This window comes from Streptomyces sp. MCA2 (assembly GCF_023544705.1).
GTDB lineage: Bacteria > Actinomycetota > Actinomycetes > Streptomycetales > Streptomycetaceae > Streptomyces > Streptomyces decoyicus.
Map to the genome: position 1 here is coordinate 93,981 of NZ_JAMJFM010000021.1, position 20,050 is coordinate 114,030.

Consider the following 20,050-nt stretch of genomic DNA (forward strand, 5'->3'; position numbering starts at 1 on the left):
CGGAGATCGCCAACTCCCCTCCGCGGCCCGTGCCTTCCTGTGGTGGTCCCGTTCTTCCTGCGAGAGATATTTCTGTTCGACGTACGGGGCGCTTCCGGGCCCGGGGCGGCAGTGCCGCAGGAACCGCTCCGGGCCGGTGGACCCGGGCCGGCCGGCGGCCGCCTCCTCGACGCGGCCGCCGGGGCGCCGCGCGGTGCGGAGCCGGACCCGCTGGCCAATAGTGGAGAGGTGAGCCCGCTACAGGGAGCTTCCCCGCGGTCCGGGCCGCGGCGGTCGGCCGGCGGGCCCGCCGGGGCGGTGCTGCGCAGAGTGCGCTATCTGCTGGAGCACGGCAGACACGGTCTGCGCGGACACCGCTCCGTGGTCGGCAACGCGGTCCGGGTGACGGTGGGCTCGTGCGTGGCGTTCTACCTCTGCCGCTACGCGCTCGGCCTGACCGTCATGTCCGTCTACGCCACGTTCACCGTGGTGGCCCTCGGCGTGCTGGCCCGGATCCCGGGGTCCGGGCGGCAGCGCGCCGCGACCGTCCTCACGGCGATCCCGGCCGGGCTGGCGCTCGTCACGCTGGGCACGCTGCTCGCCGTGCAGACCTGGGCCGCCGTCCTCGGCATGCTCGTCATCGGCTTCGTGGTGGCGTACGCGGGCACCACCGGACCGCGGATCGCCGGGGCGGCACCCGGGATGCAGCTGCTCTACATCCTGCCGTGCTTCCCGCCCTATGCCCCCGAGGCCCTGGGCCAGCGGCTGTCCGGCTTCCTGCTGGGAGCCGTCCTGCTCGCGCTGGCCCAGCGCTTCGTGCTGCCCGAACCGGACACCCCGCCCTTCTGCCGGCTGCTGGCCGACGCCGCCGACGCCGCCGCGGACCTGGCCGACCACCACGGCGGGCCCCTCCCCGTGGAGGCGCTCGCACGGGCGCACCGGACCGGGGACGCCCTGCGTCCGTCCCGCGTGCCGCCCGCCGATCTGCCCGCCTCCCCCAGCCTCACCCACAAGGCCATGGCGCACGCCACCGAGGGTGTCCGCACCCTGCTGGCGCGGCTGGAAACCCTGCACACCGCGGCCGGCCCGCACGACGTCTACCACCCGGAGACGGTGGTGCTGCTCCAGGGCATCAGCGCCGCCGCCCGTGAGGCGGCGGGCGCACTGCGGCGCGGCAAGCGGCTGCTGCCCGGCGAGGGTCCCTCCGCGGCGGCCCTCCAGAGTGAGCTGAACCCCGTGCGGGCCCACCGGGCCGTGGACACCCTGGAGCGGCTCAGCGCCGACGACCGGCTGGTCTATCTGCGCCGCCGGTCCCAGGTGGTGCAGGCCGCCGACTGCGCCGTCGTACTCGCCCTGGCCACCCGGCTGCTGCTCGGCGACCGGTCCGTCGAACGGAGCCCCGCCGGGCACGCCTTCGCCTATGCGCAGTCGCACGCCCACCAGCTGTGGTGGCAGCGGCTGACCACGCATCTCACCCCCCGCTCGGTGATCTTCCAGAACGCCTGCCGCTTCGCGCTCGGCCTGGCCACCGCGCGGTGGATCGCCGGACTCCTCGACCTCCAGCACGGCTTCTGGGTCCTGCTGGCGACGCTCACGCTCACCCGTACCACCACCCTGGAGACGTGGTCCGCGGTCCGGCAGGCGCTGAGCGGCACACTGGTCGGCGCGGTACTGGCCGGCGGGCTGCTGGCACTGGTCCACGACCGGGACACGGTCTACGCGGTCGTGCTGCCGGTGGTGATGCTGGTGGCGTTCATCCTGGGGCCGCTGCGCGGGCTGGCCTGGGCGCAGGGCGGGTTCACGCTGGTCGTGGCCACGCTGTTCGCGCAGGTCTCCCCCGTCACCTGGCAGCTGGCCCCGGTCCGGCTGGTGGATGTGCTGGTCGGCAGTCTCATCGGGCTGGCCTGCGGGCTGGTGGCCTGGCCGCGGGGCGCGGGCCGGGAGGTGCGCAGAAGCATGGCAGGGCTGTGCTCGGCCATCGCCGACGCCATCGGGCACACCACCGCACGGGTCGTCGAACGCTCCGGCAGCACCGACATCTTCACGATCAACCGTGCCCTCACCCTCGCGCAGGAGAGCCTGGCCCAGTACCACTGCGAGCTGCGGGAGGAGACCGCCAGGCAGCCGGACTGGCCCGCGCTGCTGGTCGCCGGGTCGGACGCGCGGCGCGGCGAACGGCTGCTGCCCGGCCGGCCCGGCCGGATCACCGCGCACGAGGTCGGCGCCTGGTTGCGGCATGCGGCCGACCGGACGGCGGCCGACTACCGTTCCCTCGCCCGGCATCTGCGCACGGACGGCGAGGTGGCCTGGGACGAGGCCAGGCCACTCGACATCCGCGCCCTGTTGGCGGTGGCCCCGGCCATCGCGCGCGAGAGCCCGGACCGGGACACCCGCGCGCTGGCCGCCGCTCTCCTCCTGGACTCGGTGATCTGGCTCGACGGGCTCACCGCCGATCTGAACCGGATCCACAAGGAGATGTGACGCCGCGCCGCCGGCCGGGGGCCCGGTTCAACGCGCCCCGGGCGGCCGCCATTCGAGCAGCAGGATCGTGGCGTCGTCGCTCAGTCTCTCGTCCTGGCTCTCCAAAATGGCGTGGATCAGCTGACGGAGCGCTTCGGCGGCGAGTTCGCCGGCCGCGGTGGCCCGGATGATGGAGTCGGTGAAGGCCGCCAGGCCGAAGCGGCCGCCACCGGCCGTGCGGGCCTCGGTCACGCCGTCGGTGTAGAGCAGCACCCGGTCCCCCGGCTCCAGCGCCGCCCGGTGGACCGTGCGCGGGGCGTCGCCGAGTGCGGCGGGCATGCCCATCGGGGGTTCGCCGGGGCGCTCCAGCGCCTTTTCCAGGACCTGGTGGTCGCGGATCAACAGGGGTGGCGGATGGCCGCAGTTGCACCAGGTCAGCAGCCCGCTGGTGACATCCAGCCGGGCGGCGATTCCGGTGCAGTACTGCTCGGGCAGCCACTCGGCGAGTACCTCGTCCACCGTCTTGACGAGATCGGGCAGGGCGGCGCCCATCCGCCGTGCGCTGCGGCAGCCGGCCATCGCGATCGACGTCGTCAGCCCCGAGGCGAGGTTGTGGCCCATCGCGTCGAGAATCACCGCATGCAGCACCGACTCGGTCAGCGCATGGTCGAAGGCGTCCCCGCCCAGCTCGTAGGCGGGCTCCAGGACGGCGGTGGACACGGCCTGTGCGCTGGCGACGGTCCGCGGGGGCAGGAGGGAGCGCACCAGCTCGGCGGGCAGCGTCATGGTGTCCGTACGGGCCCGCTGCACCAAGTGGTCGCTGACGGCCCGCTGGGAGGTGATCGCCATGGACAGGACCGAGACCAGTGTCCGGCAGCGGCGCAGCAGGGCGCTGTCCAGCGCATCGACGTGCATCCCCACCACCCCCAGCCGGTCCGCGCCGTCGACCAGCGGCAGCCAGACGGTCAGCGGGCCGCCGGCGCTCTCCTCGACGCGGAGCCCGAGCGTGCGATAGGACCAGCCGGCCGGCGACTCGTCCACCAGGAGCCGTTCCCCGCCGTCGAGGGGTGTCAACTGCCGCTGCTGGAGGTCGACGAGGTAGAGAGCCACCCGGCGCAGACCGATCTGGGCGGCGTAGCGGTCGACCAGGGCGAGGAAGTGTGACGGGGGCGCGGTGTGGACGGCCGTCAGGAAGTCCTGAAGCAGGTGTTCGCCGTCACCGGCCGGCACACTCTCGACGGCCATCCCCGCTTCCCTCCGCGCACCATCCCTCCGGGCACTGCGAGCCAAATCCCTTCCGGGCACCCGCGCCATCCGGGAGCGCCATACGGCGGAGCCGGGGCGTTCCGGCACGGGCCCGGCCGCGGGGTTGGCGGGCTCCGGCCTGCCCGGGTGCGGATGGGGTGGCGGGACCTGATCCTGAAGCAGTGAAGCCGTGTACGACGTGTGGCGTCGCCTCTCGCGGGCACCCGCCGGGCAGGAGCACGTAGCGACAGCACAAGGAACCCGACAAGGCAGCATGTCGCGGTACCGCCGTGACAGCGGAACGGACACACATGGGCAACGGATTCATGGGTCCGGAGGGTTACGGCCCGGACTCGTTCGGTGACTTCCTCGCGCGCTTCTTCGGTGCCGCGCAGTCCGCGAGCGGCGAGCCGGGTCAGCCCGCGCCCCGGCAGGCGGACATCGCCCGCATGATGAGCGGGCCCGCCCGCGATCTGGTGACCTCCGCAGCCGCCTACGCCGCCGAGCACGGCAGCCCGGAACTCGGCACCGAGCACCTCCTGCGGGCCGCCCTCGCCGCCGAACCGACCCGCCGCATGCTGCAACAGGCGGGGGCGGACCCCGACACGCTGGCGGCCGAGATCGACCGCGGCGCGGGTTCGGGGCCGAAGCAGGCCAGCGTCGCCGTGACCCCCGCGGTCAAGCGGGCCCTGCTGGGCGCGCACGATCTGGCACGGGACAACGGGGCCTCGTACATCGGCCCGGAGCATGTGCTGGACGCGCTGGCGGCCAACATGGACTCGGCAGCGGGGCGCATCCTGAACCTCGCCCACTTCGATCCGCAGGCCACACCGCAGGGCAGCCTCGGGAGCCAGCACACGGGACCCGAGCACGGCGCCCCGCCGAAGCACGACACGCCGACCCTGGACAAGTACAGCCGCGATCTGACCGACCTGGCGCGGGCGGGCCGGATCGACCCGGTCATCGGCCGCGAGGAGCAGATCGAGCAGACCATCGAGGTGCTCTCGCGCCGGGGCAAGAACAACCCGGTGCTGGTCGGTGACGCGGGGGTGGGCAAGACCGCGATCGTCGAGGGCCTGGCCCAGCGCCTCGCCGACGGGGACGTCCCCGAGAACCTGGCGGGACGGCGCGTGGTCGCCCTGGATCTGACGGCGGTCGTCGCCGGCACCCGCTACCGCGGTGACTTCGAGGAGCGGCTGAACGGCATCATCGAGGAGGTCCGCGCACACCCCGAGTCGCTGATCGTGTTCATCGACGAGCTGCACACGGTCGTGGGTGCCGGCGGGGGCAGCGGAGACGGCGGTTCGCTGGAGGCGAGCAATATGCTCAAGCCCGCCCTGGCACGTGGCGAGATGCATGTCATCGGCGCCACGACCCTGGAGGAGTACCGGCGCAACATCGAGAAGGACGCCGCGCTCGCCCGCCGCTTCCAGCCCATCCTCGTGCCCGAGCCCGATGTCTCCGACACGGTGGAGATTCTGCGCGGGCTACAGGACCGCTACGAAGCCCATCACCAGGTGCGCTACACGAACGAGGCGCTGCTCGCGGCGGTCGAGCTCTCGGACCGCTATATCGCCCACCGCTTCCTTCCCGACAAGGCGATCGACCTGCTCGACCAGGCGGGCGCACGGGTCAGGCTCCGCTCCGGCGCCAAGGCCACCGACGTACGCGACCTGGAACGCGAGCGGGAGCAGCTGGTGCGGGACAAGGACCAGGCGGTCGCCGCCGAGCAGTACGAGCGGGCCACCGAGCTGCGTGACCGGATCGCCGTACTCGCCGCGCGGATCGAGGCCGGCCGGGGCGAGCCGCTGAGCGACGGACGGATCGTGCAGGTCACCGCGGAGGACATCGCCGAGATCGTGTCGCGGCAGACCGGTGTGCCCGTGAGCAGTCTGACCCAGGAGGAGAAGGAGCTGCTGCTCGGGCTGGAGGAGCGGCTGCACACCCGGGTGATCGGCCAGGACGACGCGGTCACGGCCGTCTCCGAGGCGATCCTCCGGTCGCGGGCCGGACTTGCCGACCCCGACCGCCCGATCGGCAGCTTCCTCTTCCTCGGCCCGACGGGTGTGGGCAAGACCGAGCTGGCCCGCGCGCTCGCCGAGGCGCTGTTCGGCACCGAGGACCGCATGGTGCGGCTGGACATGAGCGAGTATCAGGAGCGGCACACGGTCAGCCGGCTGGTCGGTGCTCCCCCGGGATACGTCGGTCATGAGGACGCGGGACAGCTCACCGAGGCGGTGCGCCACCACCCGTATGCGCTGCTGCTGCTCGACGAGGTGGAGAAGGCTCACCCCGATGTCTTCAACATCCTGCTCCAGGTCCTCGACGACGGGCATCTGACCGACTCCCAGGGCCGTCGGGTCGACTTCAAGAACACCGTTGTCGTGATGACGAGCAACCTCGGCTCCGAGGCGCTCAGCGGCGGCCGCGGAGTGCTCGGCTTCGGCCCGGACAGCACGGGGGCCGACGGGGGCGACGGCGCACGGGAACGGGCGCTCGGCTCCTTGCGCGAACACTTCCGCCCGGAGTTCCTCAACCGGCTCGACGAGATCATCGTCTTCCGCCGGCTCACCGACGACCAGTTGCGCCAGATCACCACCCTGCTGCTCGACGGGACCACCCGCAGGCTGCGCGCCCAGGACATCTCCGTCGAGTTCACGCCCGGCGCCGTGGACTGGCTCACCCACCGCGGCCATCAGCCCGAATACGGGGCCCGGCCGCTGCGGCGCACCATCCAGCGCGAGGTCGACAATGCGCTCTCGCGGCTGCTGCTGGACGGTGCGCTGACGGCCGGGGGCGAGGTGCGGGTCGAGGTGAAGGACGACGAGCTGGCGTTCCGCATCGACGAGAAACGGTAGGAGCCGGGGTGGCGCCGCTGGGCCCTCGTGACACGTCCGAGGGGCGCGACGAGTCGCCGGAAGAGCGGGCCGACCGGCGGTGGAACGAACTGCTGCAAGAGGTGCGGGTGATCCAGACCGGGGTGCAGATCCTCTTCGCGTTTCTGCTCACCGTCGCCTTCACCCCGCGCTTCACCACGCTGGAGCCCACCGACAAGGCCATTTACGTGGTGACGGTCCTGCTGGGGGCGGCCACGACCGGCGCGCTGATCGGCACGGTGACCTTTCACCGGCTGGTCACCGGCCACCGGTTGAAGCCCGAGACGGTGGTGTGGGCCTCACGCCTGGCCCTGCTCGGCATCGTCCTCCTGCTGGGGACGGTCACCTCCGCGCTGCTGCTGATCCTGCGCATCGCCCTGCACAACGCCGCCGTTCCCTGGGTCGTCGCGGGGCTGGTCGTCTGGTTCGTGGTCTGCTGGTTCGTGCTGCCCGCCTGGGTCCTGCACCGGTATTCGACCAGGGACTGAGCGGAGCAAGCGGACCGGGCAGACCGGCTGGACCGGGCGGACCGGGCGGACCGGGCGGACCGGGCGGACTGAGAGGGCTGAGAGGGCTGAGCGAGGTTGCGGGGCGCACCGCGGGCGCGTCCGGTGCCCGGCCTCTCGTGCCCCTGTGGTGCCCGCGGTCCGACGCCCGATGCGCCCCGCCGCCCCGTGCGTCAACGGCCGCCAAGGGCGCGGGCGGTAGAGCAGCGCCGCGCCCGCGAGCCCGGCGCTGACGATCGCCAGTCCCACGGCCATCAGCTCGGGCCACATGCCCGTCTCTCCCAGGCCGCTGCCCATGGGCGCGAAGACGCCGGCCCGGGACAGCGCGTGCAGGGCGATGATGATCATCGCCGCGGCGGCGCTCACCGTCCAGACCAGGGCGGTGTCGCGCATCGCCAGCCAGCCGGCCAGCAGCAGGTAGACGATGGCGATGGCCATCGAGAGCCCGGCGGTCGTCTGGGCGCCCTGGAGATGCGACGAGTTCACGGGCAGATGGCTCAGACCGCACAGCGCCAGGGCCACGGCAGCGGGCCAGCGCAGGACGGACCGCAGCACACCGGAGACCGCGTAGCCCGGCGGCCGGCCCTCGTCGCCCGCGGAGGCCCCCGAGGAGGCCCACGGCGGGGTGCCCTGCGGCATGGTGCGGGCAGGCGGCTGGGCCCAGGGGGCGCGCTGGGGCGGCTGGCCCATCGCGGACTCGCGCGGGGCGGAGTGCAGCGGCTGCCCGTTGGGGCCCAGGGGGCGCACATCGGGGTCGAGCACATGCATGGACGCGGTGGGCTGGGGTTCTGGTTCGAAGGGGTCCCCGGGGCCGGCCGGGAAGTGATCGGCCATGCCGTGGACACCGGCGGCACCGGCCTTCGTCCGGTCGAACAGCTCGATCAGCTGCGCCACCTCCTCGACGGATCTGTCGACGGCCACCGCGCGCAGTGCCTCATGGCTCGATTCCGCGGTGTGCGGGGTGGCTCGCAGCATGTCGAAGAGCGCGGCGACCTCGCTCACCGGACGGGCGACCACTGCCATGCGGAGGGCTTCATCGCCCGGGTTGGGAACGTCGCCGCTGCGCTTGAGCAGTTCCACCAGGGCGGCGACTTCCTCCAAGGGCCGATTGGTGACTGCCTCCCACAGAAGGGTGTGGGCCGAGTTTTTCTCATGGGTCATGGGCGGAAAGTGCTCGCCGGGTTCTGTCGAGGACAGTCCGGCGTCGCCCCCACAAAGAGCTGGTTCGGATGTCATGGAGGGACTCCACTGAACGAGGGGAGCGTCAAACACCAGAAGCGCTGACACTCGGCGGACGTTGAGAGTGCTGTGGTTCAGCCAACGTCCCTTCTGTGTGCCCTCGCCATTCAGGAAGGCCATCCGGTGGAGACACGCCGGTACGGCCGGGCGCGCCGCGGTCGGCGGTCGCGCCTCGGCGGCCCCGGACCGAGGGACCCGGCCGGCCCGGTCCGGTCGGTTCGGGACGGTTCCGCGATCCCCGGAATCGGCCGTCGCGGCGCCTGTCCCGGCATCCGTCCGCCCCCACTGATTACAGCCGGATACGTGCCCTGGCGGAACGTGACTCTTCGACGTGCCGAGGGCCGCCGAGCCTGATTGCCTGGAAGGTGCAGCTCCCTCTACACGGTTTCGAGGACAGATCATGAGCGCCACAGGAGAATCACGCGGACGAATCCAGCAGATGCGCGACAAGGCCCAGGAATTGCAGGCGGCCGCGGAACGGTCCGGCGACCCGGAGGAGCGCAAGCGGCTCCAGGAGAAGGCCCGCAGGCTCGCGTCCCAGAGTGAGCAGGAAAGCGGTATGGCCAGCGGAGACATCTACCCCGCCGAGTAGGGCCCCGCGTTCTCACCCGGCAGCGGAAGAATGGGGTGATCCGTGGACGGGACGCGCGCCCGGCGCCGCGTCCCGTCTCTGTGCGCCACCGCATGCGCGACCGCCGCGCCCGTCCCTCCCACCGTGAACGGCCGCTGCTCCCGAAGCGTGTCGGCGGGCCGGCCGGCCGGATACAGATTCGGGCTCCGGGTGGGCGGCGCATATCGCGGCAGGACGTCGCGGTGGAAGGCGCGGTAGCCGCCGCGGAAGGAGCCGCCGCCGGTGCGCGCGGCTGGTCGAGTGGCTTCGGGGTGGGCACCGGTCGGCGGTCCGCGCCGCCGGGAAGCGGTTATCGCATGATCCCATCAGATTCCCCACGGGCCGGTGGGGCCGTGGCCGGGACGGCGTCCGGGCCGTCGTTGGCCGACCGTACGGGCTATGACGAGCACTTCCTCGGAGTCCCGGTACCGCTGCCGATGCCGAGCAACCCCGCCGTGGAGACGGTGGTGCTGCCGTACACGCACTTCACCGTGGTGCTGCGCCCGGACCGGCGGATGGCGGCGGCCGCCGCGGTCTGTATCGACGGTCGGTTTCTGGTGGAGGATGTGCCGCGGGAGTGCAGCTGGCAGTTCGACCCGCGGCTGGGCAAGGACCGGCAGGTCGGCGATGACGTGTACCGCGACAACTCCCTGGACAAGGGGCATCTGGTGCGCCGGCTCGATCCCGTATGGGGCGAGGCCGCGGAGGCCGACCAGGCCAATGAGGACACCTTTCACTACACCAACGCCGCCCCGCAGGCCGATGTCTTCAACCAGGGCAAGAAGCTCTGGCAGGGGCTGGAGAACCATCTGCTCGACCACGCCGCCGGCCCCGACCGGAAGCTGACCGTCCTCACCGGGCCCGTACTGCACGACTGCGACCCGCCGTACCGGGGCGTACAAGTGCCGCTGCGCTTCTGGAAGGTGGCGGCGTTCGTCCAGGGCGGCTCGCTGGCGGCGACGGCGTACGTCCTCGACCAGAGCCCCGACCTGACCCGGGACGCCGACCGTGCGCTGGCCGGTGCACAGGCGGGGGCGCCGCCGCCGCTCGGCGCCTTCCGGACGTTCCAGGTGCCGGTGAAGGACGTCGTCGAGCTCACCTCGCTGGACCTGGGCCCGCTCCCCGCCGCCGATCTGATGCCCGTCGTACGCGCCCCGGAGGAACGCTGGAAGCGGCTCGCCTCGCACGACGACATCACGCTCCGGCGCGGCTGAGCGACGGGAGGCGCGCGACGGCGCCGGGTAGGTGCGGCATGCCGTCGACCGGAACGTCAGCACAGCTATGCCGTACCGCGATGGCAGCTGGTGGACGATCCGTCGCCGGCCCGGGCGGGGGGCAACTTCGTATTCGTATGAGCCCCGCCCGGTGCCGTCCGCCGGTCGGCCTGCCCGCCCTATTTCTTGACGAAATCGGTGGTGTAGGTCTTCTTCAGGTCCACCGTGGCGTTCTTGAGGTTGGGGTTGAAGGCCTTCAGGACGCGTTCGACGGTTGCGGGGCCGTCGGCCGGCATCACACCGTCCTCGGTGAACATCGGCAGGGTGTCCTTGATCGCCTGGGCATACAGTTCCTTGCCGCCCTGCGCGTAGTCGGACGGCATCTTCGCGGCGATCTGCTCGGGGGTGTGCGTGGACATCCACTTGAGGGTCTTGACCAGGGCGCGGGCCAGCTTCCGCACGGTGTCCTTGTGGCTGTTCACCCAGTCGGTGTTCATGTAGAGGCTGGAGGACGGGTACGGACCGCCGAGCGCCTTCTGCGAGCCCTCGGGGGTGCGCATGTCGATGAGGACCGTGCCGAGCTTCTTGTCCAGGATCTGCGCGACCGTCGGGTCCGTCGTCATCCCGCCCTGGATCGAGCCCTGTTGGAGGGCCGAGAGGAAGGTCTGTCCGGCGCCGACCGCCACCGGGGTGAACTCGTTCGTCTGCACGCCGTTCTTGACCGCGAGGTATTTGGTCAGGAAGTCGGTGGACGAGCCGAGGCCGGTGACGCCGAGCTTCTTGCCCTTGAAGTCCTTGGCCGAGGTGAGGTCGCCGGCCGCCTTGCGGGAGACGACTTCGACCTCACCGGGGGCGTGCGCGAGCTGCACCACCGATTCCACCTGCTTGCCCTTGACCTGGAGATCGAGGGTGTGGTCGTAGAAGCCGACGACGCCCTGGACGTCGCCGGAGACCAGCGAGGTGGTGGCCTGCACACCGGCCGGTTCGGTCAGCAGCGTGACGTGGACGCCTTCGTCCTCGAAATAGCCCAGTTGCTGGGTGAGTCTCGCGGGCAGATAGATGACCTTGTCGAGGCCGCCCACCATGATCTTGATCTTGCCGTTCTTGTCGTCGGGGCCGGCGGCCGAGGAGCCGCCGCAGGCGGTGAGGGTGGTCAGGGCCAGGGCGGCGGCGGCCACGGCGGCCGAGAGCTTCAGCGGGGTACGCATGGTCACGTCCTTGTGAGAGGGAAAAGGGAAAGAGGGCTGTACGGGCCGGGGTTCAGCGGTTCAGCGGTTCAGCGGCCGTCGGCGGCGTCGGCCGGCTTCCAGCGGAAGAGCCGCCGTTCGAGGAACGCCAGCAGCCCTTCGGCGAGCAGGGCGACGACGGCGAGGATCACCATGGCGGCGTACACACCGGCCGCGTTGAAGGTGCCCTGGGACGCCGCGACCAGCAGGCCGAGGCCCTTGGTCGCCCCGATGTACTCGCCGACGATCGCGCCGATCAGCGCGAAGCCGAAGCTGACATGCAGGCTGGTGAAGATCCATGAGGTGGCGGAGGGGATCACCACCTGCAAGGTGACCTGGCGGTTGCTCGCGCCGAGGATGCGGGAGTTGGCGACCAGGTTGCGGTCGACCTCCCGGGCGCCCTGGAAGGCGTTGAAGAAGACCGGGAAGAAGACGAGGACGACGGCTGAGGCGACCTTGGAGGCCGGTCCGAGGCCGAACCAGATGAGGAAGATGGGGGCCAGGACGATCCGCGGCAGCGCGTTGAGCACCTTGATGTACGGGCCGAGCACATCGGCCAGGAAGCGGATCCGGCCGAGCGCGATCCCCAGCACCACACCGGCGATGACGCCGATGACCCAGCCGAGCAGCGCTTCGTAGAGCGTGTACCAGATCTGCTCCCACAGCGAGCCCTGCGGGGTGCCGTGCAGCGCCCACTGGCTCATCTGGTCCCAGATCCTGGAGGGCATCGAGAAGTTGAACGGATCGATGACGGCGGCGCGGGCCAGCCCCTCCCACAGTCCGATCAGCCCGACGAGCAGCAGCACCCGGGTGCCGTGGACCAGGAGTTTGCGGTGACGCGCGGCGCGCGCCCTGGCCTGCGAACGGTCCGTACGACCGGTTCCGGCCGGGGACTTGGCCACGGTGACGGTCTCAGGCGGCATCCGCGGCACCCCTCTCGCGGGTGATCCGGACCTCTTCGCCGAGCGAGGACCAGATCTCCCGGTAGATCTCGATGAACCGGGGCTCCAGCCGGACGGTCTCGACCTTGCGGGGACGCGGCAGATCGATCTCGAAGACCTCCTTGACGGTGGCCGGCCCCGCGGTCATGACCACGACCTTGTCGGCGAGGGCGATGGATTCCTCCAGGTCGTGGGTGACGAAGACGACGGAGGCCCCGGTCCCCGACCACAGCTCCAGCAGCTCGTCCGACATCAGCGCCCGGGTCTGCACATCGAGGGCGGAGAACGGCTCGTCCATGAGCAGGAGTTCGGGGTCGTTGACGAAGGTCGCGGCGAGCGCGACACGTTTGCGCTGCCCGCCCGAGAGCTGGTGCGGATAGCGGTCCTCGAAGGCCGTGAGCCCGACCCGGGCGAGCCACTCCCGCGCCCGCTGCCTGGCCTCGGCCTTCGGTACGCCGCGGAACCGGGGCCCGGCCATCACGTTCGACAGCACGGTGCGCCAGGGGAAGACCGCGTCCTGCTGGAAGACGAACCCGATCTTGTCGCCGATGCCGCGGACCGGCTCACCGGCGACCAGCACCTCGCCTTCCGTGGGCTCTTCCAGCCCGCTGACCAGCGTCAGCGTGGTGGACTTACCGCACCCGGTGGGGCCGACGACCGCGACGAACTCACCGCGTTCGACGACCAGATCCAGATCCCGGACGGCGGTGTGCAGCGCCCCCGAGGGAGTCCGGAATGCCTTGCTCGTACCCCGCAGTTCGATAGCGGGGCTCGTGTGGCTGTTCATGGCTGGGGAGGCTAGGAGTGATCCGGGCCACAGCGGCAGCCTTATGGGCGCAAGCGACCTTTCTGCGCGCAAACCCTGTTGTGCTCATTCTGCTCACGCTAGAACGGCTAAGTCCTCACCAGGGGGTGTGCGCGCGCTCACGCACGGCTTACGGTGCGGGCACCACGAGATGAAAAGGGAAGATTCGGTTCCGCAAAGGGCGGAGGGCCGGAGACAAGGGAGACCCGATGCGGATCCGCTGGCCCCGACGGGTCTTTGCGCAGGTGCTGACCGCGCAAGTGGCCCTCACCACCGGGGTCATGGTGCTCGCCACCAGCCTGTTCCTCGCCCCGCTCAGCTCCGAGCTGGACGACCAGGCGATGCGCCGGGCGCTGTCCATCGCCCAGACCGCGGCCGCCGACCCGGACCTCGCCCGGGAGCTGGTCACCACCGGACCGACGGTGCACGGGCCGGTGCAGGCCGACGCGGAGCGGATCCGTACCGCGACAGGGGCGCTGTACATCGTCGTGATGGACACCCGCGGAGTGCGCTGGTCCCACACCCACACCGACGAGATCGGGCGGCATGTCTCCACCGATCCGAGCCGGACCCTCGCCGGGCGGCAGGTGCGCCAGATCGACACCGGCACACTGGGGCGGTCGGCCCGCGCCAAGGTGCCGCTGCGCGACGGCCACGGCCGGATCGTCGGCGCGGTGTCCGTCGGTATCGCCTACGAGAGCGTCCGCGGGCGGCTGTTCGGCACCATCCCCGGACTGCTGCGCTACGCGGGCGCCGCACTGGCCGTCGGCGTGCTGGCCGCGGTCGCGCTCTCCCGGCGGCTGCGGCGCCGTACGCACGGTGTGGCGTTCGCCGATATCTCCGCGCTGCTCGACGAGCGGGAGGCGATGCTGCACGGCATCCGTGAGGGCGTCGTCGCCTTCGACCGGCGCGGCCGCATCCGGCTGGTCAATGACGAGGCCGCGCGGTTGCTGGGCCTGGACGCGCGGGCGGCCGGCCGGGCGTTGGACGAGGTGCTGCCGCCGGGCCGTACGACGGATGTGCTGGCCGGGCGGGTGGACGGCACGGATCTGCTGGCCGTCAGCGGCGGGCGGGTGCTGGTCGCCAACCGAATGCCGACCCAGGACGGCGGGGCGGTGGTGACCCTGCGGGACCGCACCGAGCTGGAGCTGCTCGGCCGCGAACTGGACAGCACACAGGGGCTGCTGGACGCCCTGCGGGCCCAGGACCACGAGCATGCCAATCAACTGCACACCGTGCGCGGTCTGCTGGAACTCGGCCGGCACGAGAAGGCGGTGGAGTTCGTCAGCGAAGTGGCCAGTGCGCAGCGGGCGTCCGCGGAGCAGATCGCGGAGCGGGTGCACGATCCGCTGCTGTCGGCGCTGCTCGTCGGCAAGGCGGCCGTCGCGGCCGAGCGCGGGGTGTCGCTGCGGGTGTCGTCCACGACGCTGCTGCCCGACGCGGTGGTCGATCCACGCGACCTGGTGACCGTGCTGGGCAATCTCATCGACAACGCGCTGGACGCCACCACGGAGCGCCGCTGCGACGAACCGTTCGTCGAGGTGGAGCTGCGGGCCGAGCGCACCACGGCCGTGCTGCGGGTCTCGGACACGGGGCCGGGGGTGCCGCCGCGGCTGCGGGAGCGGATCTTCGCCGAGGGCTGGTCCTCCAAGGCCGCCCCGCCCGCCGCCGGAGCTCCGTCGTCCGCGCACCCGGCGGCCTTCCACCGCGGCCGCGGCATCGGCCTCGCGCTGGTGCGCCGGCTCGCCGAGCGCTACGGCGGGATGGCCCGGGTGACCGCCCGCGCGGGCGGCGGCGCGGTCTTCACCGTCGTCCTCCCCGAGGCACTCGCCCGGCAGGACGACTCCCCGGAGCGTCGGCTCACGGCGGCGGGAGAGCCACGGTGAAACGTGAGAGCCACGGTGAACGAAGAACCACTGGTGAAGAGGATACCACGGTGACAGGAGTACGGCGACGGCCGCGGCGCCACGGGCGTGCGGAGCCACAGGGGCGAAGACCCCTGGCCGGCGGGGCGCCACGATGATCGATGTGCTGGTCGTGGACGACGACTTCCACGTCGCCGAGATCAATGCCGCGTATGTGTCCCAGGTCCCCGGCTTCCGGGTCACCGGCCGCGCCCACACCGCCGCCCAGGCACTCGCCACCCTGGAGCGCACCCATGTCGATCTGGTGCTGCTCGACCACTATCTGCCCGACGAAACGGGCCTGACGCTGGTGCGGCGGCTACGGCAGCTCGGCCACCGCGCCGACGTGATCATGGTGACCGCGGCCCGTGATGTCGCCACGGTCCAGGACGCGATGCGCTGCGGTGCGCTGCAATATCTCGTCAAGCCGTTCGGCTTCTCCGGACTGCGCGCCAAGCTCGACGGCTACGCGACGCTGCGCCGGACCGTGGAGGGCGTCGGCGGCCGCGGCGAGGCCGGCCAGGAGCAGGTGGACCGGATCTTCGGCGCCTTCAGGACCACCGACTCCCCGCACACGGAGCTCCCCAAGGGCCACTCGGCGGCGACCGTCGATCTGATCCGCCGGGTCCTGGGCGCGGCCGGGCATCCGCTGTCCGCCCACGAGGTCGCCGAACGCGCCGGTGTCAGCCGCTCCACGGCCCAGCGCTACCTCAAACACCTCGAACGCGGCGGCCACATCACCCTGACCCTCAAATACGGCGACACCGGACGCCCCGAGCACCGCTACCGATGGGCGGACGCACACTGACCGTCCGCGTCACGACGGTCCGTACGGCCGGCCGCCCGGCAGTCCCCGTGGAATCCGCGCACTCCGCAGAATCCGCGGGGCGAGTCCGCCAGGAGCGCGAGCCGGACGGGACCGTGCGGACCCGCCTAGGCTGCCGATCATGAATGCAGTGACGACCAGTGGGACGGGCCCCGCGCCCGACATCCTCGACGCGATACGACTGACCGCTGATCCGGAGCTGGCGGCCGGCTTCGCCGCGTCGGTGCACCGGATCCTGGCGGACCTGGTCCGCGGCGGCGCGCCGCTCGGCTGGGTCGACCCGCCCGGCGCGGACGAGGTGGCGGAGCTCGTCGACCGCGTGCTGCGCGCCGCACGGTCCGGGGACGGGGCGCTGCGTGCGGCGTATGCGGGCGGCCGGCTGGTCGGGCTGGGGTACTGGCTGCGCTATGCCCGTCCGACCAACCGGCAGCACGCGGATCTGGAGAAGCTCGCGGTGGCGCCGGAGGCTCATGGCCAGGGCATCGGCCGGTCGCTGACCAGCGCTCTGGTCGAGGACGCCCGGGATGCGGGGATCGAGGTCCTCACCCTGGACGCACGGGCCGACAACACCCGGGCACTGGACCTCTACCGGTCGCTCGGCTTCAGCGAATACGGCCGCCTCCCCGACTTCGTCGCCATGGGCGGCCGCCGCTACGACAAGGTCTTCTACTTGCTGGACTTCCGCGGAACCGGGCGGCCGGAGCAGCAGACGCCGCACCCGCAGTAGCGGCGCCGTCACGAAGGGGCGCGGGGGCCGGCCCACGGGGAATCCCCTGCGCCCCACCCCTTGACAGCTCCCCCGGCGGGAACTGACGATCCACGGGTGAACCTGTCAGACAGCCAGACAGCTGGCGATGTGCCCCGGCGGATCAGCGCGATGGAAGCGGTCCTGCACCACTTGCGCGGCGCCATCGAGCGGGGCGACTACGCGGTCGGGGACAAGCTCCCCTCCGAGGCGGAGCTCTGCCGGCGGCTGGAAGTGAGCAGACCCGTGCTCCGGGAGGCGCTGCGCGCACTCCAGACCATGGGGCTGACGGTCTCGCGTACCGGCAAGGGCACCTTCGTCGTCTCGGACGGCGCGGTGGCGGACCCGACCTTCGGCGACTACGCGGCGAGCGACCTCCTCGAAGTGCGCCGGCATGTGGAGATCCCGGTGGCCGGGTACGCGGCGGTGCGCCGTACGCCGGAGGACCTCGATCAGCTGACCCATCTGCTGGAGCGGATGGAGCAGGAGACCGACACCACCGCATGGGTGGCGATGGATTCCCTCTTCCATCTCGCCGTCGCGCAGGCGGCCCGCAATCCGGTCTTCCGCCGGGTCATCGAGGAGATCCGCGATGCGCTGGCCCGCCAGTCGGCCTTCCTCAACGAGCTCGGCGGCCGGCGCGAGCAGTCGAACCGGGAACACCGGGCGATCGTCGAGGCACTCGTCGACAGCTCCGAACACGACGCGGTGGAAGCCATGCGGCACCACCTCGCACGCGTCGAGACGACGCTGACCACCATCGTGCGGCCGCAACACCGTACGACCCCCTCCACGGAAGACGAGGATCACGCGTGAGCGAGCAATCCCTCCGGCAGGCGGAACGGCAGCAGCAACAGGGAGCAGGACAGGACGCCGCACAGCGGCCGTCGGGCGGGCATGTGGACGCCGGTGATGCCGGGTACCAGAAGTCCCTCACCTCCCGGCACGTCAACATGATCGCGATCGGCGGGGCCATCGGCACCGGGCTCTTCCTCGGCGCGGGCGGCCGGCTCGCCGGCGCCGGGCCGTCGCTGGCGGTGGCGTACGCGGTCTGCGGCCTGTTCGCGTTCCTGGTGGTGCGCGCGCTGGGCGAGCTGGTGCTGCACCGGCCGTCCTCGGGTGCGTTCGTGTCGTACGCGCGGGAATTCCTCGGCGAGAAGGGGGCGTTCGTCGCGGGCTGGATGTACTTCCTGAACTGGGCGACCACCGGGATCGCGGACATCACGGCGGTGGCGACCTACACGCACTACTGGGGCATGTTCTCCGATATCCCGCAGTGGGTGATCGCGCTGATCGCGCTCGCGGTCGTGCTGACCGTGAACCTCATCTCCGTGAGGATCTTCGGCGAGCTGGAATTCTGGTTCGCGATCGTCAAGGTCGGTGCGCTGGTCGTCTTCATGCTGATCGGCATCTTTCTGCTGGTCACCCAGCACCCGGTGGCCGGCCACTCCCCCGGCCCCTCGCTGATCGCCGACCACGGCGGGCTCTTCCCGACCGGGACCCTGGCGATGCTGCTGGTCATCCAGGGTGTGGTGTTCGCCTACGCCTCGGTCGAGCTGGTCGGTGTCACGGCCGGCGAGACGGCGGAGCCGGAGAAGATCATGCCCAGGGCGATCAACTCCATCATGTGGCGGGTGGCGCTGTTCTACGTCGGCTCGGTGGTGCTGCTGGCGATGCTGCTGCCCTGGAGCTCGTACTCGGCCGCCGAGAGCCCCTTCGTCACCGTGCTGTCCCGGGTCGGGATACCGGCCGCGGGCGGCGTGATGAACCTCGTCGTGCTCACCGCCGCGATGTCCAGCCTCAACTCCGGCCTCTACTCCACCGGGCGCATTCTGCGCTCGATGGCGATGTCCGGCTCCGCGCCGCGGTTCACCGGCGTGATGAGCCGCAGCCAGGTCCCCTACGGCGGCATCCTGCTCACCTCGGGAGTGTGCGTACTGGGCGTGGGGCTCAACTACGTCGTGCCGAGCGAGGCGTTCGAGATCGTGCTGAACTTCGCGGCGATCGGCATCCTCAGCACCTGGGCCATGATCATGGTCTGTCATCTGCTCTTCTGGCGGAAGGCGCGGGCCGGGCTGCTCGTCCGCCCCGGCTACCGGCTCCCCGGATCACCCTGGACCGAGTGCGTCACGCTGGCCTTTCTCGCCCTCGTCCTGGTGTTGATGTGGGCCGACGGCGGCGCCGGCCGTACCACCGTGCTGTCGCTGCCCGCGATCGTGGCGGCCCTGGTCGGGGGCTGGTTCCTGGTACGGGGCCGGGTCGGCATCCTCCGGGACGCGGCGGCGCGCGAGAGCGGCGGACAGCCGGCCCCCGACAGCGCCGGGCGCGCGACGGGCCCCGGCAGCACCCCGCACACCCCGCACACCGAAGACACCCACAGCACCGAAGACAGCAACAGCACCGAAAGCACCGAGAACGGATCATGAGTCAGAGCACCACCACCCTGCCGCCGCACCGCACTCCGGGCGACCCGCCCGCGCTCCGCGTACCGGCCCACGTCCCCGTCGCCCATGTGGTGCGCGGAGGGCTCGTCGAGGGCGTCCACCACGGCTCGGTCGTGGTGCTGGCGGCCGACGGGAGCGTGGCGTTCCAGGCGGGCGACATCGAGGCCGCGTTCTACCCGCGCTCGGCGCTCAAGCCTCTCCAGGCGGTCGGTCTGCTGCGCGCGGGGCTGCCGCCGCTGGACGACGAGGCGCTGGCCCTGGTCGCGGCCAGCCACTCCGGTGAGGAACGGCACCTGGCCGGCGCCCGGGACATCCTGGCCCTCGGCCAACTGACCGAGGACGACCTGCGCAACGTCCCCGATCTGCCGTACGACCCCGCCGTACGGGACGCGTGGATCCGCCGGGGCCTCGGGCCCACCCGCCTCGCGCAGAACTGCTCGGGCAAGCACGCCGCCATGCTGCTGACGTGCCGCACCCGGGGCTGGCGCCTGGACGACTACCTCGACCCCGGGCACCCGTTGCAGCGGGAACTCGCCGCGACGGTGGAGGACCTCACCGGCCAGGGCATCGCCCAGGTCACGGTCGACGGCTGCGGCGCCCCGCTGTTCTCCGTCTCCCTGCACGGTCTGACCCGGGCCGCGGCCCGGCTGGCGACGGCCGCCCCCGGCACCGACGAGGGCCGGGTCGCGCACGCCATGCGCGCGCACCCGGAGATGGTCTCCGGCAGCGGCCGGGACGTGGCCCGCCTGGTACGGGCGGTGCCCGGTCTGCTCGCCAAGGACGGCTTCGAGGGGGTGCAGATCGCGGCGCTGCCGGACGGACGGGCGGTCGGCGTGAAGATAGCCGACGGCGCCGACCGCGCCCGGATGCCGGTGACGGCGGCGGCCCTGGCGCACTGCGGGGTCGACCCCGACGTCCTCGCCGCCTTCGCCACCACACCCGTCATCGGCGGTGGCGCTCCGGTCGGGACGCTCCACGCGACGGATTCCCTGACCCCGCAGGGCATCTGACGCCCCGTCACCTCACTCGC

15 protein-coding genes are annotated in these 20,050 nt (G+C 71.8%); 11 read left to right on the forward strand and 4 right to left on the reverse strand.

Annotation, left to right across the window (positions count from 1 at the left end; translation table 11 throughout):
• Window positions 1-42: 42 nt before the first annotated feature.
• Window positions 43-2,460: an FUSC family protein gene (locus M8I34_RS41640; protein WP_250050687.1), complete on the forward strand. Its 2,418-nt coding sequence runs from the start codon at window positions 43-45 to the stop codon at window positions 2,458-2,460.
• Between the two features lie 27 nt (window positions 2,461-2,487).
• Here M8I34_RS41640 and M8I34_RS19400 read toward each other — a convergent pair whose 3' ends face one another.
• Window positions 2,488-3,684, reverse strand: a complete 1,197-nt coding sequence (locus tag M8I34_RS19400; protein ID WP_250050688.1) for a PP2C family protein-serine/threonine phosphatase — start codon at window positions 3,682-3,684, stop codon at window positions 2,488-2,490.
• Window positions 3,685-3,995: 311 nt separating this feature from the next.
• Between M8I34_RS19400 and M8I34_RS19405 the strand changes: the two genes are divergently transcribed.
• The 4 genes from M8I34_RS19405 (at window position 3,996) to M8I34_RS19420 (ending at window position 10,129) form a co-directional block, all read left to right on the forward strand.
• The gene (locus tag M8I34_RS19405) at window positions 3,996-6,542 is read left to right on the forward strand and encodes an ATP-dependent Clp protease ATP-binding subunit (protein WP_250050689.1); all 2,547 of its coding nucleotides are present in this window, start codon (window positions 3,996-3,998) and stop codon (window positions 6,540-6,542) included.
• A gap of 8 nt (window positions 6,543-6,550) precedes the next feature.
• Window positions 6,551-7,048: a DUF6328 family protein gene (locus M8I34_RS19410; RefSeq protein ID WP_244416471.1), complete on the forward strand. Its 498-nt coding sequence runs from the start codon at window positions 6,551-6,553 to the stop codon at window positions 7,046-7,048.
• A gap of 1,657 nt (window positions 7,049-8,705) precedes the next feature.
• On the forward strand, window positions 8,706-8,897 hold the full coding sequence (locus M8I34_RS19415) for a DUF6381 family protein (RefSeq protein WP_030076726.1): 192 nt from the start codon (window positions 8,706-8,708) through the stop codon (window positions 8,895-8,897).
• A 335-nt stretch (window positions 8,898-9,232) separates the two neighbouring features.
• Window positions 9,233-10,129 carry a DNA/RNA non-specific endonuclease gene (locus M8I34_RS19420; protein WP_250050690.1) on the forward strand — a complete coding sequence of 299 codons (897 nt, stop codon included), beginning with the start codon at window positions 9,233-9,235 and terminating at the stop codon, window positions 10,127-10,129.
• Between the two features lie 179 nt (window positions 10,130-10,308).
• On the opposite strand, the gene M8I34_RS19425 is transcribed toward M8I34_RS19420, so the two are convergent.
• The 3 genes from M8I34_RS19425 to M8I34_RS19435 all read right to left on the reverse strand — a co-directional run bounded on the left by M8I34_RS19425 (window position 10,309) and on the right by M8I34_RS19435 (window position 13,083).
• A complete protein-coding gene (locus M8I34_RS19425) occupies window positions 10,309-11,337 on the reverse strand; it encodes an ABC transporter substrate-binding protein (protein ID WP_250050691.1) in 1,029 nt (342 codons plus the stop codon).
• 68 nt (window positions 11,338-11,405) lie between these two features.
• Window positions 11,406-12,278 carry an ABC transporter permease gene (locus tag M8I34_RS19430; RefSeq protein ID WP_250050692.1) on the reverse strand — a complete coding sequence of 291 codons (873 nt, stop codon included), beginning with the start codon at window positions 12,276-12,278 and terminating at the stop codon, window positions 11,406-11,408.
• Entirely contained in the window at window positions 12,268-13,083 is an 816-nt protein-coding gene (locus M8I34_RS19435; RefSeq protein WP_030983379.1) for an ABC transporter ATP-binding protein, read from the reverse strand. Before M8I34_RS19435 ends, M8I34_RS19430 begins: the two co-directional genes overlap by 11 nt.
• A 227-nt stretch (window positions 13,084-13,310) precedes the next feature.
• On the opposite strand from M8I34_RS19435, the gene M8I34_RS19440 reads away from it, so the two are divergent.
• The 6 genes from M8I34_RS19440 to M8I34_RS19465 all read left to right on the forward strand — a co-directional run bounded on the left by M8I34_RS19440 (window position 13,311) and on the right by M8I34_RS19465 (window position 20,030).
• Window positions 13,311-14,987: a sensor histidine kinase gene (locus tag M8I34_RS19440; protein ID WP_250050693.1), complete on the forward strand. Its 1,677-nt coding sequence runs from the start codon at window positions 13,311-13,313 to the stop codon at window positions 14,985-14,987.
• A gap of 133 nt (window positions 14,988-15,120) precedes the next feature.
• Window positions 15,121-15,813, forward strand: a complete 693-nt coding sequence (locus M8I34_RS19445; protein WP_250050694.1) for a response regulator — start codon at window positions 15,121-15,123, stop codon at window positions 15,811-15,813.
• A 139-nt stretch (window positions 15,814-15,952) separates the two neighbouring features.
• Window positions 15,953-16,558, forward strand: a complete 606-nt coding sequence (locus M8I34_RS19450; RefSeq protein ID WP_250050695.1) for a GNAT family N-acetyltransferase — start codon at window positions 15,953-15,955, stop codon at window positions 16,556-16,558.
• 96 nt (window positions 16,559-16,654) lie between these two features.
• Window positions 16,655-17,392 (forward strand): FadR/GntR family transcriptional regulator, encoded by a 738-nt coding sequence (locus M8I34_RS19455; protein WP_250050696.1) that lies wholly within the window; start codon window positions 16,655-16,657, stop codon window positions 17,390-17,392.
• Window positions 17,389-19,002, forward strand: coding sequence for an amino acid permease (locus M8I34_RS19460; protein WP_374210942.1), 1,614 nt, complete (start codon window positions 17,389-17,391; stop codon window positions 19,000-19,002). Before M8I34_RS19455 ends, M8I34_RS19460 begins: the two co-directional genes overlap by 4 nt.
• Window positions 18,999-20,030 carry an asparaginase gene (locus tag M8I34_RS19465; RefSeq protein ID WP_250050697.1) on the forward strand — a complete coding sequence of 344 codons (1,032 nt, stop codon included), beginning with the start codon at window positions 18,999-19,001 and terminating at the stop codon, window positions 20,028-20,030. The genes M8I34_RS19460 and M8I34_RS19465 overlap by 4 nt, the downstream gene beginning before the upstream one ends.
• Window positions 20,031-20,050: the final 20 nt, after the last annotated feature.

Excerpts from the sequence above, each read along its gene's own strand:
- M8I34_RS19400 (WP_250050688.1), bottom strand. The coding sequence starts at position 3,684 with ATGGCCGTCGAGAGTGTGCCGGCCGGTGACGGCGAACACCTGCTTCAG.
- M8I34_RS19405 (WP_250050689.1), top strand. The coding sequence starts at position 3,996 with ATGGGCAACGGATTCATGGGTCCGGAGGGTTACGGCCCGGACTCGTTC.
- M8I34_RS19415 (WP_030076726.1), top strand. The coding sequence starts at position 8,706 with ATGAGCGCCACAGGAGAATCACGCGGACGAATCCAGCAGATGCGCGAC.
- M8I34_RS19420 (WP_250050690.1), top strand. The coding sequence starts at position 9,233 with ATGATCCCATCAGATTCCCCACGGGCCGGTGGGGCCGTGGCCGGGACG.
- M8I34_RS19425 (WP_250050691.1), bottom strand. The coding sequence starts at position 11,337 with ATGCGTACCCCGCTGAAGCTCTCGGCCGCCGTGGCCGCCGCCGCCCTG.
- M8I34_RS19430 (WP_250050692.1), bottom strand. The coding sequence starts at position 12,278 with ATGCCGCCTGAGACCGTCACCGTGGCCAAGTCCCCGGCCGGAACCGGT.
- M8I34_RS19435 (WP_030983379.1), bottom strand. The coding sequence starts at position 13,083 with ATGAACAGCCACACGAGCCCCGCTATCGAACTGCGGGGTACGAGCAAG.
- M8I34_RS19440 (WP_250050693.1), top strand. The coding sequence starts at position 13,311 with ATGCGGATCCGCTGGCCCCGACGGGTCTTTGCGCAGGTGCTGACCGCG.
- M8I34_RS19445 (WP_250050694.1), top strand. The coding sequence starts at position 15,121 with ATGATCGATGTGCTGGTCGTGGACGACGACTTCCACGTCGCCGAGATC.
- M8I34_RS19450 (WP_250050695.1), top strand. The coding sequence starts at position 15,953 with ATGAATGCAGTGACGACCAGTGGGACGGGCCCCGCGCCCGACATCCTC.
- M8I34_RS19465 (WP_250050697.1), top strand. The coding sequence starts at position 18,999 with ATGAGTCAGAGCACCACCACCCTGCCGCCGCACCGCACTCCGGGCGAC.